The sequence below is a fragment of the Blastococcus sp. DSM 46786 genome (assembly GCF_900109665.1).
In the GTDB taxonomy this organism is placed as follows: domain Bacteria; phylum Actinomycetota; class Actinomycetes; order Mycobacteriales; family Geodermatophilaceae; genus Blastococcus; species Blastococcus carthaginiensis.
Genome location: NZ_FOAO01000003.1, coordinates 184849 through 200970, shown reverse-complemented (window position 1 = coordinate 200970; position 16122 = coordinate 184849). Strand labels below are relative to the sequence as shown.

Below are 16122 nucleotides of genomic sequence, written 5' to 3'. Positions count from 1 at the left end.
CGCCGGCCAGTAGTCCTGCGCCGCTCACCGTCGTCCTCCGACCGTGCCGGCCCACGGTCCCTGGCCGACTCGCAGCCAGCCGGGATCGAAGCCCACCCGGACGTAGTCGGCCAGGTCCACCGGATCGTGCTCGGGCACTGCCCGACCGTCGGGTCCCGGAGCGAAAACCTCGGTGACCGCCGGGCGTCCGCCCTCGCCGATGCCGTTGCACTCGACGACCTGGCTGACGAACCGCTGCCGCTCACCGCCGATCCACCGCTCGTCCACAGTGGTGATGTGCACGACCAGGTCGATCGCCGACGCACACGACCGGTACGCATGCTCCGGGGTGACCGCAGCGCGGCCACGCATGCACAGATTGGCCAGCCGCTCGAACGCGTGGTGTGCCGAGCGGGCGTGCAGGGTGCAGCACGAACCGCCCTCCCCGGCCTCCATCACCTCGATCAGCGGCCAAGCCTCCTCGCCACGGACCTCCCCCAGCCACACCCGGCTGACGTTCATCACCAACGCCTGCTCCACCAGCTCGGTCAGCGTCACCTCGCCGAGGCGGCGGCCGTCCGGGCCGCGCTCCCCGGAGCCCTCCCGGGCCTCGAACGGCACCACCCGCGGATGCCGATCGGGCAGCTCGTGCAGCAGCAGCTCGAAGTGCTTCTCGATCGTGGCCAGGTTCTCGCTCACCGGCAGCTCGTTGGCCAACGCTCGCAGCAGCAGCGTCTTGCCCGCACCCTGCGCGCCGGTGACCACGATGTTCCTCCGGGCCCGCACTGCTGCCCGTAGGAACTCCGCCAGCGGCGGGTCGATCGCCCGCAGCTCCACCAGGTCGTCGAGGTCGACGTCGCGGATCCGGTGCCGCCGGATCACCAACTGCGGACGCGGCACGGTCTCGATCACCGCCGCCAACCGAGACCCGTCCGGCAGCCGCATGGTCAGCAGCGGACTTGCCGTGGTCAGCGTCCGCTCCGAGCGGCCCAGCCGAGCGGCGATGTGCTGCAGCTGACGCACCAGGTCCTCGTCTGAGTCCGCGATCGGGTCGACCCGGACATCGCGGCCGTCGGAATAGCCGACCCACACGTTGTCGTGCCCGTGCGCTTCGATGTTCTCCACCAGCGGGTCGTCCAAGTAGGGCTGCAGCCGACCCAGCCCGAACTGGGCTGCGAACACCGCCTCGGCGATCGCCTGTTCGTCCTCGGGGGTGGGCACCGCTTGCCCGGCGCGCATCCGTTCGCGCACCAGCTCGTCAACGCCGTCCTGAACAAGGGTGCGGGCCAGCTCCTGCTGCGCCGCCGTGCTGAGCGTTGGGCGGCGCTTGAGCTCCTCGGCCAGCGCCGTCGCCGTCGACTCGTGCAGCCGGCGGACAAGCGTCCAGTCCACCGAGACCGGTGATGCGTCGAGTCCTCGAGGCACGGCCACGGCGCGGAGGATGTCGGTGGTGAGGTCAGCGGACACGGCTGCCCCCGATCGTGGTCGCCGACGCAGGCACGGGCGCTGGCGGTGGCGCCAACCGGGTTTCGTGCGCCGCGGCGAACTCGACCAAGCGGTTTGCGACCGTCCGCGCAGCCCGTAGCAGCGCTGACTGGGCGAACAGCCGACCGGCCGGCGCACCATCACTGAGCACCGACGCCGCCTTGGCATCGCGCGGCAGCGAACCGATGACCTGAACGCCGAGCGCCTCGCCGATCTCCCGCTCGCCGTACGGCTCACCCGGCCCGACTACCAGCGTCGCCACCATGCCGACGTGGCCGTCTCCTCCGCGGAGCTCGGCAATCGCCTTCGTCGCCGCACGCACGGTCCGCAGCCCCGAGCCGGTGACCAGGACCACGGCGGCAGCCCGCCGAACGACGGCGGCCGGAAAGTGCTCGGCGCGCAACCGACCGCAGTCGGCGATTGCGTCGACCGTGCCGTCCTCCACCGACGCCAACGTGGCGGCCAGGCGAGCCCAGTCCACATGTCGGGCGCCGGCGGGGTCGGCCAAGCCGGGCAGGAGTCGCGCCCGCCCCTCGGGGTCGAGCCGCAGCAGCTGGCTGTCGAGGTGTGGGGCCAGACCGCCACGCCGCGCCGCGAGCTCCAGGTCGGCCAGCCCGCCGGCGGACAACTCGCCTCGGCCGTATCCCGCCAACACGTCCCCGCCGGCCGGGTCCAGCTCGGCCAGTACCACCGGCCGCGGCCAGGACAGCGCCAGCGCCAGGCCGCTGGTGGTCACCCCGGGCGCACCCTTAGCCGAACACAGCGCGATCAACACGGCAGTCGTCCCCGCCTACTCGTCGGCCACCACGACGATGGCGACCAGGCCTGCAGCGGCGCGAGCAGCGACGTCCGGCCCATCGGCCACGTCAACGAGCACGTCGACCACCCGCAACCCGTCAGGCCCCGGCGGACCCGCCTGGACCACGGTCGCGTCCACCACGCCCGGAGCCCCTACCTCGGTCGCGACTGGGGCACTGCCTGCGGCCACGGGCACCAGGAGGACGTCATCGCCGGGCCGCAGCGCGGTCGCCGGCAGCTGCACCGTCGACACCCCGACCCCGACCAGTTGCTGACCGGGGGCCGGGAGGCGCTGATCGGTCAGCGCGTCGATGGTGAGCAGCGACCCCGGCGTCAGGGTGGTCGCCGCCACCATGCCGATTACCTGGTCGCGGTCGCCGTACGGAATCGGCTGCAACGCCGGATCGGCCGAGATCCTCGCCTCCACCAGGTCGGCAGCGGTGATGGCCTGCCCCCAGGGCACCTCCCGGGCGAGCGCGATCACCGGGGACGTCTGGCCCAGCGACGTCGCCAGGTAGGTCGCCCCCAGCGCTCCGAGGACCACCATGGTTAGCGCCAGCGCCAGCAGCGCCGGACGGCGTCGCCGACGCGGCGGCGGTAGCACCGGCGCCCGGGACAGCCCGTTGCCCACAGCGGAGGGGGGCGCCGCGCTGGTCCTCGGCGGCTGGGTGCGAGTCATCGGCTGCTCCCGTCCTGGTTCAGGACGTGCAGCTCGCCGACGAACAGCTCCGACGACGAGGACAGCTCCAGCATCTCGCTGCCCGACAGTCCACCACCGGACCAGGTGACCGTCCACGTGCTCGTCGCTGTTACCGGCCACGGCCCACCGCCAGGCACGTGCCTGCTCGACGCCTCCGCATAGACGTGGCCACAGTCCGGTGATGGACCCTCGGCGCCCGGCGAGTACGGCGTCCCGGCGCCGCACACCACCGTGGTGCCATCCCCCATGTCCCAGACGATGCGGCCCACGCGGCCCACGGCAGCGACCGTGACGCCACCGGCTGACACCGACTGCCGAGTCGGCCCGAGGAACGCCTCCCCGCGCTCGGTCCACATCCACACCGGCAGGCCGACCAGCCCGCTGGTCGAGCCCGGTGGCGGCGCCATCCGGATCTCCGGCGCGCGCATCACCAGCGATGCAATCGCCTGCTCTGCCAGAACCCGCGGATCCACGGGAGGTGCAGGCGGCGCGGTACCGTTCGCCACGAAAACGAGCATCGTGGTGAGACCCGACCCATCCACCCGTGGACAGACCTGCACGTACATCACGCCGTCGTCCGGAGACCTCCCCTCCCACAGCATGCTGGTCGGCGCCGGCTGGGGCTCGGCCACGGTGTACGTGCACGGGTTCTGCGGTGAGGCGTCTCCGCCGGTCTCCGGTACTCCACCGGAGCTGGCACCGTCGACTACGAGGTCCGCGTCCGCAGGCTGACCGGGAGAAGTCGCCTCGACCAGGCAGATGCCGGTCTGCGCATCCTGCTTGGCGCACGCGACGGGTGCTGCCATAGCACTGCCCAACCCGCCAGGGGCCGCGAGCATCGCGGCCGCCAGCAGGACCACGCCGAACGTCCTCAGCATGGTCGGTCCGTCAGCGGGTCCAGCTGGCTGACCAGCCAAGGGGATCCAGGTTCGGCCTCGTAGCGGGTCACGGTGATGTCCCAGACGTAGCGGCGCGGGGTGCCTGGTGGCACGACCTCGCCGGTCTCCACCTTCACGACCCGCGTGCTCTGGCTGTCGTAGCAACCCGTGATTCTCACGGTCGGCCCATCGGGAGCCGCCAGCTCGACGTCGGTGACCTCCAGTTCGACGGCGGTGTCGCCTTCCTGGCGGAGGCCGATCGTTGCGTAGTCCCGCACTGCCGTGATGGCGAGCAGAGCGGCGGGGTCGCCCGAGAACCGCCGGATCTCCGGCTCCCAGTCCCTGGCGTCTGGGTCCTTCTTGGCGGCGTCAGTCACGCGCAGCATCTCGTTTACGACCGTGGTTGCGGTCTCTGCCGCCTCGTCCTCGGGAGTCGGCGCGTCGCTCGTCAGCGGAGAGGGCGACGGAGTCCGCGAAGACGAGAACGTCGTCGCGCTGGGTGAGGAGTCCGGACTGGCGTCGCTTGCCGCGCAGCCCGCGAGGGGCAGCAGCGCTAGGAGTACGCCGGCCGTCCACCGCCGCGTGGTCAACGCGGCTGCCCTCGCCGGGGCCGCAGGACGCGTTCCAGCACGAGCGTGACCCGAAAGCAGGCGGGCTCCGGGCGTCGAAGGCATGCCGGCCGCTGTCGCACTCGACTTTGTCGTGCGGGCCATGGGCACCTCCTGGGCAGTGGTGGGGGAAATTACCACCGAGATCGCCCGTGGGGGCAAGCCTTTCCTCCCGTAATCCTCCTGTTCAGCCGCCGAAAGACGCCAAGGCCGCGTGGTCGCTGCGGGAACGGCGGACGGCCGCCTCGACGCGGGCGATGTCCACACCGAGGACTTCGGCGACGGCGGCGATCACCTTGGCGGAGTCATCTACACCGGGGCGACCGTCCTCCAGGCGCACATACGTCATGACTGACAGGCCGGGAGCAGTCACCTGGTTCGTGGCGAATCCGGCCGCCAAACGGAGGGCCGCCAAGGGTGGGTCTCCTGCATCGACGTCGAGCAGGTACAACGGGTCGACGCCCAGCGCGGATGCCAACCGCGGTACGAAGCGGGGTCGCGGGCGTTCGAGTCCGGTCTCCCAGACCCGGATGCGCGCCGGGCTGGAGAGCTCCAGCTTCGTGGCCAGTTGTTCCCTCGTCAGCCCCACGGCCTCACGGGCAGCCTGCAAGCGGTCACCTCGAAGCAGTGGCCGCGCCATGGCAGCTCCCCTACGTCACCCGTTCGGCGGACACCCGCTCGTGTGACGTCGAACCCTAGCCGCAACCTCGACTCCGTCCGACGGGCCTCGTCGTGGCGCGAGACCACTTTCGTTGACCGGAGAACTACAGGAGCAATACCGGAGAACGCGCTCGGAGCGGAGCGAAGCGAGTCGAGTCGAAGTCATGCGGGCGGGACCGCGCGGCCGAGCTCCGTGCGCTGTCCGTAAGGGCGTCCCACTATGACGCGCACCCGGCGAGTAGCCGCTGGCCCGTACACGAGGCTGACCTCCGGTACTTCCCCAGGAATCTTCCAGTAGCCGAAGACGCATCCGAGGCGCCGGCCTGGCTGATGACGGCAGACGGGCGGTGCTCCCGTTCACTGGAACGAGAGAACTTCTGGAGCCTCGTTCGAGACCATTGGACGGCAGGCAGCAATCGCTCCAGCACGGTCCGGACCCGTGTCAGCGGGAGCGGGACAGTTCCGGAGGATAACGACATGGGCGATGCTCAACTGCTCCACGACGTGCTGGGCGCCGATCCCCTGCTGCTGACGCCGGAGGAGGCGGTGGGCCTGCTCCGGGCCGGCTGTAGGACGACCATCCGTCCAAGGCCTCCGGCAAGGGCGGAGGCCGGCCCTGCGGCGCGTCCGGTCCAGCCCGACGTCATCGCTGGTTGGGAGGGATCGCGGTGAACCTTGAGGACCTCAGAGCCAGCGGCTCCGCCGTTGTGACCGTCGCACAGGCGGCCTCGGTATTCGGTGTCGACGTCCGCACGGTGACCCGAGCCATCGAGAACGGCGAGCTGCCGGTGGTCCGGTTGGGTCGACGAGTACTCATCCCACGCCTACCCCTGTTGGCCGTCCTCGGCGTGGCCGTCGACGACGCTCTCGGAGGCCTAAACGACACCTCTGCCGGTAGCCGGTAGCCGGTAGCCGGTAGCCGGTAGCCGGTAGCCGGTAGCCATGCATCCCATAACGACCGAGCTGATCGCAACCAGGACGCCCAGCGGCAGTACCGACAACTCGCCGCCCAGCCGACAACGCGTCGTCTGCGTGGGATGGCATACCCGGGACCGAGCTGGCCGACCGGTCAGGAGTCGGGTCCGCGAAGGATCGCCTCGTGATACTCCGCGTGATACTGCCGCCCGCGCATTCAGCAGTATCTGAATGCGAATTTGGGCCGTCTCGGCGTCGCCGGTGAAGGCAAAAGCGCAGGCCAAGGCGCCAGGACGCATCTAGATGCTCAACTGCGGACAGGAGTTCAAGTCCCCCCTCGGACACCGCAGACAACCCCCATGGCCGCCGGCCGTGGGGGTTCTGTTTCGCCAGGTGGTCTTTCGTGGCCACGAGGCCCAGAGACGCTGTGGCTACCGCGCTGGTGGCTCCTTGACCGCCGATGGCTGTTTGACCATAATTCGGGTCATGTCGACACTCTCCTTGGCCTCCGTGAAGGCACACTTCAGCCGGGTCATCGACGAGGTCGCGGGAACCCATGAGCGAGTAACAGTGACCAAGAACGGCAGTCCCGTCGCCGTCATTCTCGCCGTCGAGGACTACGACTCAATGGTCGAAACCCTCGAGATCCTGTCCGACCCCAAGGCCGTGGCCGAGATCAGGCAGGCGGAGTCGCAGATGCGCGACGGGAAGGTCTACGCCGAGGCTGACGTGCGCGCCGCTCTGGCCGCACGTCGCCGATGAGCGAGTCGCCGATCTACAACGTCGTCGTGTCCGCGGCGGCCAAGCGCGCCATCGAGCGGGACCTACCGGAAGCAGTCGCTGTCGCCGTCGTCGATTTCCTCTACGGGCCACTCGCTGAGGGCCCCCGCCGCGTGGGCAAGCCCTTGCGCTTCGACCTGGAGCGCTACTGGTCCGCCCGCAGGGGCCAGTACCGCGTCATCTACTCGATCCACGAGGATGAGGTCCTGGTCCGGGTCGTTCGCATCTCACACCGCGCCGACGTCTACGGCTGATCACCGCCGCTTCGGAGCCACGTCGAGCAGCCGTGTGCGTATGTAGCGTGTCGCCCCTCGGACACAGCGATAGGCACACCGCCCGCCCTGACTCCGTGCGGCGGTCAGAGGCGGTCGCCCCCTGCACTCCGCACGGCGCGGAGCAGCACAGGAGTATCGACCCCGTCGTCGAAACGATCCTCATCGACGCCGGCAGAGCCGACGCGTACTACGTCGCGCTTCTCACCGTCTTCCAGAAAGAGTGCCCACGTCCAGTCGACGCGTTCCCGCCGGAGACGCGCGTGACCGCCCCGCCGGAGACGCCGACCGACTCGCAGCCGACGGCGACGTAGCCTGACGACCGACCCGACGGCATCTCCCTATCTGCCCTGGAGTTCGGACAGGGCCCGTTCGGCCCGAGTCAGAACCCGTGCCCGCGGCGTCGCCGTAGCCACCATCCGGGTCTGTTCCAGCACGTGGGCGCCCAGGTGTTCGGACAGAGTGGCCTCGAGCACGAGGTATCGCTCGACGTCCTGGCCGATGGGCGATGGCGCAGCGGCCGCGCCCTGCGCCGCCCCGAGACAGAACGCCGCGTCGGCCCACCGCCCCTTCTCGGTCAGCAGCTCCGCGAGGATCCGCAGCAGGGTCCACACCTGGGTCCAAGCGCCCAACCGGCGCAGGTGCGCGAAGAGGGCCACTCCCAGGACGATCGCGTCGTCGTGCCGACCGCCGCGCACCAGCAGGGCGAACAGCGCGATGCGAGACACCCGGCCGACCTGCTCCGCGTCCACGCGGTCAGCCTCCGCCGACGCCTCCCCCAGCAGTGCTGCGCCGCGTGAGGGGTCGGTCCGGGCCTCGACCTCGCCGGCGGCATACCGGGCGAAGGCACACGACGCGTCGCTGCCCGAGGGGCTGGCGGCGAGCGCGATCTCGGCGTGCTCCCGTGCGGCGACCAATTCGTCCGAGTAGCACGCGATCAACGCCAGCGAGGCGTTCGCCTCCCCGGTCAGCGCGGGAATGGCTGCCAGGCTTCGGAACCACCGACCGGAGTCGGCGAGGTCCCCGGCATACATCGCGGCCACGGCGAGGGCCAATTGCGCCGTGGCCGCGGAATTGGCGTCCTGGGACACCGCCAGCGCGGTTGTTCCGAGCGCGCGCGCGCGTGCGGGATCGCCCCGCTCGCCGATCGAGAACGCAGCGGTCGCAAGCCCGGCGGCCACGTCCGGGGTGGGGTCTGCTGCCCCGCGCTCCCCCACCTCGATCATCAGGTCCCGGAGCTCCAGGCTGGGCGTCCAGTGCAGACAGCGGGCCACGGCGTGCGCAATCTCCGAGGCAAGCACGAGTTCCCCCGCATCCAGGGCTCGCCGCAGGGCGCTCTCGACCTCGGTGCTGCAGGCGGTCAACCGAGCCGCCACCACGGCACCGTCGACTCGAGACCAGTCGTGCCGGATCTGGGCGACCACGTCGCGCACCCACGCGCCGTGCGCCGACCCGGCCTCTGACCGACGACCCGACTCCTCGAGACGGCGCGCGGCGAAGGCCCGGACCATCTCCAACAGCCGATAGCGCGACCCGCTGCTGGTCTCGTGGTGGATGACCAGTGAGGACTCGATCAACTCGGCGAGGACCGGGTCCACGTCGCCGGACCACCCGGGCACGTGCGCCATCAGGCCCACGACCGCGTCCGCCGAGAAGTCGCCGGCGAAGACGGACAGATGGTCGAGCAGTGCCTGTTGACCGGGCTGGAGCAGCTGGTAGGACCAGGCCACCACCGCCGACAGCCCACCGGACTTCTTGACGACGTCGGTCGGGAGCCGCGCGAGCACGCCGCTGACACCGGAGGTCGCGGTGCGGGACGCCGCGAGCTCGAGGGCCAGCGGGAGCCCGTCGCAGCGCCGGCACAACTCCGCGACCTCCACGATGTTGTCGGCGGTCACGGCGAAGGTCGGGCGCAGCCGGCGGACCCGGTCGCCGAACAGCCGGACGGAGGCTGCAGCGCCCTGGCTGCCGACGGTGGTGTCCGGGTCGGGCACCCGCAGCGGACCGAGCGGCAGAACCAGCTCCGAGGCGAGCCCGAGCCGCCGCCGACTCGTGACCAGCACCCGCACGTCTCGGCACCGCTGGGCGATGACGGAGACCAGCGGCACGACCTCGCCGTTCACGTGCTCGCAATTGTCGAGCACCAGCAGGTGCGGCACGGCGCTGAGGTACTCCACGAGGTCGTCGAGAACCGAGTGCGTCCCGGAGTCGGTTCCCGGCCGCAGCCCGAGCACGTCGGCCACCGTCGTCGTGACCCGCCCAGGGACGACGGGCGCCAGCTCGATCACCGCAACCGTGAGACCCAGCCGGTCGTGCAGGCCGGCGATCGCCTCGGCCGCGAGCCGGGACTTGCCGACTCCGCCGGGGCCTGTGACCACGGTGACCCGGTTCCCTGCGACGGCGGTGACCAGATCGGCCAGCTCGTCCTCCCGGCCCACGAACGCGGTCGAGATGTCCAGCCACGCCGGCACCCCGGAGGTGTCCCACCGGACCGGCTCCAGGGCATGCCCGAGGATTCGGCCCTCCAGGGCGACCAGGTCCGGCGAGGGGTCCAGTCCCAGCTCCGCACTGAGCAGGGCCCGATAGGACCGCAGCCGTTCCAGTGCCGCAGCCTGCCGGCCCCCGTGGTACAGCGCCGTCACCAGCAGCTCCAGCGCATGCTCCCGGAACGGCTGCTCGGCCAGCATCTCCTCCAGCACCACCGCGGCCGCACCCGGCTCGCCGGCCCGGATGAGCGCTGCCGCTCGCGCCTCGACAGCGTCCCTGCGCATCTGCTCCAGACGATGAGCGGCGGCGGTGGCGAAGGGCGCGTCGGCGTACTCCCCGTACGCCGGCCCCCGCCACAGTGCCAGGGCGCGGCCGAGCACCTCGCCGGCCAGTTGCGGCTCGGCCGTCTTGGCTCGCTCGACCAGCTCCTCGAACTCCGCTGCGTCGACCGCCGCGCCGGTGAGCCGGTACCCGGCCGGCCCCCACCCGATCGCGTCGCGGCCCAGCACCGTGCGGAGCCGGGAAAGGATGGTGCGGAGCGCTTTCGGCGGGACCTGCGGCAGGTCGTCGCGCCAGACCGCTTCGATGAGCGCGTCCGCCGAGACCGGTTGTCCGGCGTGTACCAGCAGGCACGTCAGCGCGGCCCGTCGACGGCCCGGAGGGATGTTCCGCGGTTGCCCGTCGACCAGGACCTCGAGCGCTCCGAGGACGCCGAACAGCAGCTCAGGCATTTCCTCCAGTGTGCCCGAATCCCGCGTGAAACCCCCGTGAATCCTGCGGGGACCACGCTGGCCCGCATCGATCCGAAGAGGAGGAGCCATGACTACCGCTGCACCGGACATGGAGAAGGTCGGGGCGTTCGCCCAGCAGGTCGGCGCCGTGCTGGCCGGCGGGGCGACGACCGCGATGATGGTGGTCGGCGACCGGGCCGGCCTGTATGCCGCGATGGCGGCGGGCGGGCCGCTCACCCCCGCGCAGCTCGCCAGAGAGGCCGGAGCGGCCGAGCCCTACGTACGCGAGTGGTTGTCGCAGCAGGCGGCGGTCGGCTTCGTGACGTTCGACCCGATCGACGGGACCTTCACCCTGCCGCCCGAGCATGCCGCCGTGCTGGCCTCGGACGACTCGCCGGCCGCGATGATCGGTGCTGCCCCCCTGATCAGCGGCATGCACCGCCGGACCGACCAGCTGGTGGAGGTGTTCCGCAGCGGTGCCGGCATCCCGTGGGCCGACCAGGATCCGGCCACCTTCGAGTCGACGGAGCGATTCTTCCGCGTCGGCTACCGCAACAGCCTGCTGAGCGAGTGGATCCCGGCGCTGGACGGCGTCCACGAGAAGCTCCAGGCGGGCGCCACGGTGGTCGATGTCGGCTGTGGGCACGGCGCTCCGCTCCTGCTGATGGCCGAGGCGTACCCGAACTCGCAGTTCGTCGGGTACGACGTGCACCGACCCTCGGTCGAGACCGCCACCAAGCGGGCCGCCGAGGCCGGGGTCTCGAACCGGGTGCGCTTCGAGGTCAACTTCTGCCAGGGTTACCCGGACACCGGGGTGGACGTCGTCACGTTCTTCGACGCCTTCCACGACCTCGGTGACCCGGTGGGGGCGGCCTCGCACGCGCGCCGTTCCCTCGCCCCCGACGGCACCCTGGTGCTGGTGGAGCCGTTGGCCGCCGACGACCTCGCTACGACGCTGGCCACGGCGCCCATGGCAGCGCTCGGCTTCGCGGCGTCGACCTTCTTCTGCACGCCGAACTCCCTGTCCCAGCCGGTCGGCCTGGCGCTGGGTGCACAGGCCGGCGAGGCGCGGCTCCGAGACGCGTTGACCGAAGCCGGCTACAGCTCCGTTCGCCGGGCGGCCGAGAACGACTTCAACATGGTGGTCGAGGCGAAGCCGTAGGTCCTGAACAGCTCCTCGCCGGCGCGGGTTCGAGGGCTTCTGACACGCTGTCAGTCGGTGGAGGCCCTCTGTCCCTCACCGTCTCGGCGACGAAAGCCGTGTGCGTATGTACCGTGTCGCCCCTCGGACACCAGCTGATGCACACTGATGGGAAGCCCCTTACACGGCTCCTCGCGGCAGGACCCATCGGTGCTCGAACTCGAGTGCCTCGGCAGCCATCTCGAAGTCGGCGTCGTAGTGCACGATCGTCATCCCGTGCTCAGCCGCGAGTACCGCCGTCAACAGATCGATGATGCCCACCGCTCGATGCCGCCCCGTGCGAGCCAGGAAACGCTGCGCGTCGAATGCCCGTTGCCAGTGGCCATCGTCGGTGGGCAGGTACTCATACGCCTCACGGCGGTCGGCCCGCACCTGCTCGTACTCCGCCGGGCTCCGTGTGCTGTAGAGCGCCTCGGCATCCAGGCCGGCGCAGGTAGCCACCAGCCCCCCGGTGATGAGGGGCTCCAGTCGGTCGGACACAGCAGCCAGCCGCATCCTGGCCGCCGCACTGGTGTCGATGAGGAACCGGGCGATCACCGCCACACGTCAGACCGCTGGCGCGGATCTGCCATCGACTCGAGCCCACCCTCCTGGAGCCAGGCCACCTGCCGGGCGCGCGCGGCCGCGTTCGCCGCTTGCCGCAAGGCGGCGCGGACCGTGTCCGACACCCCGGTGGTATTCAGCTCGCGTTGCGCCTGCGCCAGCAGCTCGTCATCCAGGTCGATCAGGCGCTTCGTCATCCGGGAGTACCTCTCGGCGAATATATACTAGGAGAATTCAGCGTATATCGATGCACTCATTCCGCACAACCTCTCGGTTGCGCCGATCGCCACGCTCGAATCCGTGTGCGTATGTGGCGTGTCGCCCCTCGGACACCAGCTGATGCACACCAGCATGACTACGCCCGCTTGTTGGGCTGCAAGCTGGCCGGTATCCGCGGTGGCTTCTACTGCACCACATGCCATGACGGGTCTATCCGCTGCAGGCGCTGCTCGCCCCCGCGCTGACCCGGCGGCTCATCGAGGAGCACGTCCGCCGGCCACCACCGACCAGCGGGGTGCCCGCCGCCGTCCGGGAGCTGACCGAACGCGAGCGGCAGGTGCTCGAGCTGGTGGCCCGGGGCCTGACCAACGAGGACATCGCGCGGACGCTGTTCATCGCCGAGGCCACGGTGAAGACCCACGTCAACCGGATCCTGGCCAAGCTCGGTCTTCGGGGCCGGGTGCAGGCCGTCGTCCTGGCCTACGAGACCGGCCTGATCATCCCCGGTGAGGCTCGCCGCTGATGTCGGAGCGCAGGCACGGCATGCAATGTTCGCCGCGGCGACGAGCCGTCCGATGACGGCGGTGTCGACCCTGGCCCGAGTTGCCACGACCCGCGCCAGCGCCCTCCGATTCCGTCGTAGCGGTACCCGTCTAGCAGCAGGTGCAGGCGTGTCGACTGGTTCCCCGGGACACCGGCAGGACCCATGGCCTCCGGCCCTGGCAGCCGTTCCACCGACGACCTCCCGGCCGAGGGCGGGCAGGTTCTTGCCCCGGCATCAGCCGGCAGAGCGCCCCAGCCGTGTGCGTATGTACCGTGTCGCCCCTCGGACACAAAGCGAAAGCCCCACGGCGGCCCCGTGGGGCTTCGTCGTTGCGGGGAACGACGTCGCTCCCGTCGTCGCTTCCGTCGTCGCGACAGCAGAGCCGTCTCGACGGAGCGCACGTCGGTGCCAGCGTCCGCGCCGACGGGTGCCACGCCCATGCTGGTGCAGCCGAGCCAGCGCATCGACTCGGCGACGGCCCGTTCAGCCTCCGGCGAGGTGAGAGAGCCTGGGCCTGCCGCGCAGCCGCTACGGCTGCACAGCCCCGACAGCCTCCGAGGCAGTCAGATTGGCGACGGTCTCGGCAGACCGCTGCAGGGCAGCGGCCCCGGCCAATCGGGCGGCATGCGGTTCCCGGAGCACCGGAACCCGTCCCGCTCGAGGAGTTCGACCGGTTCGAGCGGTCGACCACCCGCTGTGCCACGCTCGGGGTCCCGTCCTACCGGGAGCATGTCGTCGCTGCGCTTCTCGCGGCGCTCCCGGTGAGGATCCCCAGGCCGCCGCACGTCCCAGCTGAGAGAGGCCCTTGATGCAGACCGCTGAACCGACGGAGCTGTTCGACCTGCGCATGAGCGAGGAGGCCCGGCCGCTCTTCGACCGCGTCGTCCGGTTCCTCGAGGACGTTGTCGCGCCGATGCAGGAGGAGTACTTCCGGCTCGGCGAGGGGCGCGCCGACCCGTGGACGTACGCATCGGGTCAGCTCGAGGCGCTCGACGCGGCCAAGGCCAAGGCCAAGGAGGCCGGCCTGTGGAACTTCTTCCTCCCCGACTCCGAGGTCGGCGGCCTCACCAACCTCGACTACGCCTACATCGCCGTCGAGCTCGGCAAGTACCCGCTCGGCTCCGAGACGCTCAACTGCTCGGCCCCGGACACCGGCAACATGGAGGTGCTCGAGCGCGTCGGGACCCCTGAGCAGAAGGCCCAGTGGCTCGAGCCCCTGCTCAACGGCGAGATCCGTTCCGCCTACGCCATGACCGAGCCCGACGTCGCCAGCTCCGACGCCAAGAACGTCCGGCTCCAGGCGGTGCGCGACGGCGACGAGTACGTCCTCAACGGCGAGAAGTACTACATCTCCGGCGCCGGGGACCCCCGCTGCAAGATCATGATCGTCATGTGCCAGACCAACCCGGACGCGCCCGCGCACGCGCAGCAGTCCCAGATCCTCGTACCGATGGACACGCCCGGCGTCGACGTCCTCGGCCCGATGCGCGTGTTCGGCCGCGACGACGCGCCCCACGGCCACATGCACCTCCGGTTCACCGACGTGCGCGTGCCCGCATCCAACATGCTCCTCGGTGAAGGCCGTGGCTTCGAGATCAGCCAGGTGCGTCTAGGGCCCGGGCGCATCCACCACTGCATGCGTTCCATCGGCCAGGGCGAGAAGGCCCTCGAGCTGATGATCCGCCGGGGCAAGTTCCGGGAGGCGTTCGGCAAGCCCATCCTCCACCTCGGCAAGAACATGGAGACGGTGTCGCGGGCGCGCATCGAGCTCGATGCCTGCCGGCTCATGGTGCTGAAGGCCGCCAAGGCGATGGACGTGCTCGGCAACTCCGAGGCCCGCGTCTACGTCTCGGCGGTGAAGGCGATGGTGCCGGAGAGGGTGTGCCAGATCATCGACCAGGCCATCCAGATCCACGGCGCCACCGGGGTGTCGCAGTGGACGCCGCTGGCCGACATGTACACCAGCCAGCGCACCCTCCGCCTGGCCGACGGGCCCGACGAGGTGCACCACTTCGTCGTCGCCCGCCACGAGGCCGGTCGCTACGCCGAACCTGCCCCGGGTCGATCCGAAGCCCTCGGCGAGGGCGTCTTCGCCGGCCCCTGAGCGCTTCAGCCGACCGCTCGCCGCCGCTGGCTGGTGGACGGCTGTCGAGTCCGTCGTCCCCCGCCCCCCGTCGCAGCGTCGCGGCCGGACCGGTCGGCACACGCATCCGATGAGCACCCTCGAACCCACCACGGCGGGCCCCGGTCGCCGAGGTGACCGGGCCCCGCCGTCGTGCTGGTGGAGGACGACTGCGCCGGCCTGCCGTGGAGGCTGCTCGACCTCCACGGCGGGTCGGGCCCACCCTCGCGGGCGTGGTGGCGGGCATCGAGGCGACCCCGGAGTGCTGCAGACGGTCATCAGCGAGGGGCGACGGCCGTCAGGGCTGACGGGGGCCCGGAGGAGGGCGTGTGCGCACGTAGCGTGTCGCCCCTCGGACACCGAGCTGGACCCCCACGGCTTCTGGGTCGGCGGGGGGCCTCCCCGTTCTGATGTCGGCGCATCGGCTCGATGCGCGAAGGACGATGACGGCCGGCTGGGTGGACTCACTTCTCCGCCGCCCGCTGGTCGCTGCCTCATGGGCAAGCGGCTGGCTGAGCCCGGAGTCCATCCCGCTCAATCGATCATCTCGACCGACACGTGCAGTGCGCGGTAGGTGTCGAGCGCACGACGGTCGCGGCTGATCAGCGTGAGCCCGTGCTCGGCAGCCGCGGCCCCGACCAGCGCGTCGTAGACCGAGCCGCCGGCGATGCGCAGGTCGGCCAGCGTCGCGAGCAGGACGGCGGTCTTCTCGCTGCTCAGGAAGCGACTGTGCGGGAAGTTGGTCGCCAATAGCCGGTGCGCAGCCCCTGGGACCAGTCGGGACGCCGACGGCAGGCGGGTCAGGACCGAGAAGGTCTCGAACGCGGCGTGGCCGGCCAAGCCGAGTTGCCGATCGGCCAGCGCAGAGAAGGTCGCCTCGTGGTGCTCGTGATCCTGGACGAGGAAGGCGATCGCGGCACTGGTGTCGAGCAGGTGGGGCACGGAGCTACCGCTGGTCGACATCGCGCAGGTACTGGACCCGATCGTCATCGAGCGCATCGCCACTTGCCGGCACCGTGAGTCGACCGTTGCGCTCGGTCAGCCGATCGCTGGCCAGCGGTTCCACCCGCAACGTCGCACCCTCGACGCGGATGTCGACCTCACCTGGGCCCAGGCCGACACGCTCGCGCAACTCCTTGGGGATGACCAGACGTCCTGCCTTGTCGATGGTCGTGCGCATACCACGACGCTACCATCTGC

At 70.7% G+C, this 16122-nt stretch carries 16 protein-coding genes; 5 read left to right on the top strand and 11 right to left on the bottom strand.

All coding sequences use genetic code 11. The features are described from left to right. Positions 1-24: 24 nt before the first annotated feature. The 6 genes from BMW62_RS04495 to BMW62_RS04470 form a co-directional block, all read right to left on the bottom strand. Positions 25-1371: a CpaF family protein gene (locus tag BMW62_RS04495; RefSeq protein ID WP_244523840.1), complete on the bottom strand. Its 1347-nt coding sequence runs from the start codon at positions 1369-1371 to the stop codon at positions 25-27. 64 nt (positions 1372-1435) lie between these two features. Beyond that, a complete protein-coding gene (locus BMW62_RS04490; RefSeq protein WP_091929631.1) occupies positions 1436-2239 on the bottom strand; it encodes a hypothetical protein in 804 nt (267 codons plus the stop codon). 15 nt (positions 2240-2254) lie between these two features. Beyond that, on the bottom strand, positions 2255-2746 hold the full coding sequence (locus BMW62_RS04485; RefSeq protein WP_244523830.1) for an SAF domain-containing protein: 492 nt from the start codon (positions 2744-2746) through the stop codon (positions 2255-2257). Between the two features lie 191 nt (positions 2747-2937). Continuing rightward, on the bottom strand, positions 2938-3822 hold the full coding sequence (locus BMW62_RS04480; RefSeq protein WP_091929682.1) for an ATP/GTP-binding protein: 885 nt from the start codon (positions 3820-3822) through the stop codon (positions 2938-2940). A gap of 11 nt (positions 3823-3833) precedes the next feature. Next, positions 3834-4217, bottom strand: a complete 384-nt coding sequence (locus BMW62_RS23110) for a hypothetical protein (RefSeq protein WP_244523829.1) — start codon at positions 4215-4217, stop codon at positions 3834-3836. Between the two features lie 418 nt (positions 4218-4635). Then, a complete protein-coding gene (locus tag BMW62_RS04470) occupies positions 4636-5088 on the bottom strand; it encodes a helix-turn-helix domain-containing protein (RefSeq protein ID WP_091929628.1) in 453 nt (150 codons plus the stop codon). 1421 nt (positions 5089-6509) lie between these two features. On the opposite strand from BMW62_RS04470, the gene BMW62_RS04455 reads away from it, so the two are divergent. Both BMW62_RS04455 and BMW62_RS04450 read left to right on the top strand, forming a co-directional pair. Further along, positions 6510-6785: a type II toxin-antitoxin system Phd/YefM family antitoxin gene (locus tag BMW62_RS04455; RefSeq protein WP_091929681.1), complete on the top strand. Its 276-nt coding sequence runs from the start codon at positions 6510-6512 to the stop codon at positions 6783-6785. Next, positions 6782-7057 carry a type II toxin-antitoxin system RelE family toxin gene (locus BMW62_RS04450; protein WP_091929625.1) on the top strand — a complete coding sequence of 92 codons (276 nt, stop codon included), beginning with the start codon at positions 6782-6784 and terminating at the stop codon, positions 7055-7057. The genes BMW62_RS04455 and BMW62_RS04450 overlap by 4 nt, the downstream gene beginning before the upstream one ends. 359 nt (positions 7058-7416) lie before the next feature. On the opposite strand, the gene BMW62_RS04440 is transcribed toward BMW62_RS04450, so the two are convergent. Beyond that, complete coding sequence (locus BMW62_RS04440) at positions 7417-10293, bottom strand: BTAD domain-containing putative transcriptional regulator (protein WP_170852203.1); 2877 nt, start codon at positions 10291-10293, stop codon at positions 7417-7419. Between the two features lie 88 nt (positions 10294-10381). Between BMW62_RS04440 and BMW62_RS04435 the strand changes: the two genes are divergently transcribed. Further along, the gene (locus BMW62_RS04435) at positions 10382-11455 is read left to right on the top strand and encodes a class I SAM-dependent methyltransferase (protein ID WP_091929680.1); all 1074 of its coding nucleotides are present in this window, start codon (positions 10382-10384) and stop codon (positions 11453-11455) included. A gap of 159 nt (positions 11456-11614) precedes the next feature. Here BMW62_RS04435 and BMW62_RS04430 read toward each other — a convergent pair whose 3' ends face one another. Continuing rightward, positions 11615-12031 (bottom strand): PIN domain-containing protein, encoded by a 417-nt coding sequence (locus BMW62_RS04430; protein WP_091929679.1) that lies wholly within the window; start codon positions 12029-12031, stop codon positions 11615-11617. Then, the gene (locus BMW62_RS04425) at positions 12028-12234 is read right to left on the bottom strand and encodes a DUF2191 domain-containing protein (RefSeq protein WP_091929622.1); all 207 of its coding nucleotides are present in this window, start codon (positions 12232-12234) and stop codon (positions 12028-12030) included. Before BMW62_RS04425 ends, BMW62_RS04430 begins: the two co-directional genes overlap by 4 nt. A 317-nt stretch (positions 12235-12551) precedes the next feature. Here BMW62_RS04425 and BMW62_RS04420 point away from each other — a divergent pair, with 317 nt between their 5' ends. After that, positions 12552-12779: a response regulator transcription factor gene (locus BMW62_RS04420; RefSeq protein ID WP_170852201.1), complete on the top strand. Its 228-nt coding sequence runs from the start codon at positions 12552-12554 to the stop codon at positions 12777-12779. 829 nt (positions 12780-13608) lie between these two features. Next, positions 13609-14904, top strand: a complete 1296-nt coding sequence (locus tag BMW62_RS04415; RefSeq protein WP_091929620.1) for an acyl-CoA dehydrogenase family protein — start codon at positions 13609-13611, stop codon at positions 14902-14904. Between the two features lie 552 nt (positions 14905-15456). Here BMW62_RS04415 and BMW62_RS04410 read toward each other — a convergent pair. Further along, the gene (locus tag BMW62_RS04410; RefSeq protein WP_211434974.1) at positions 15457-15864 is read right to left on the bottom strand and encodes a type II toxin-antitoxin system VapC family toxin; all 408 of its coding nucleotides are present in this window, start codon (positions 15862-15864) and stop codon (positions 15457-15459) included. A gap of 4 nt (positions 15865-15868) precedes the next feature. Further along, on the bottom strand, positions 15869-16102 hold the full coding sequence (locus tag BMW62_RS04405) for an AbrB/MazE/SpoVT family DNA-binding domain-containing protein (RefSeq protein ID WP_091929618.1): 234 nt from the start codon (positions 16100-16102) through the stop codon (positions 15869-15871). Positions 16103-16122 lie beyond the last annotated feature (20 nt).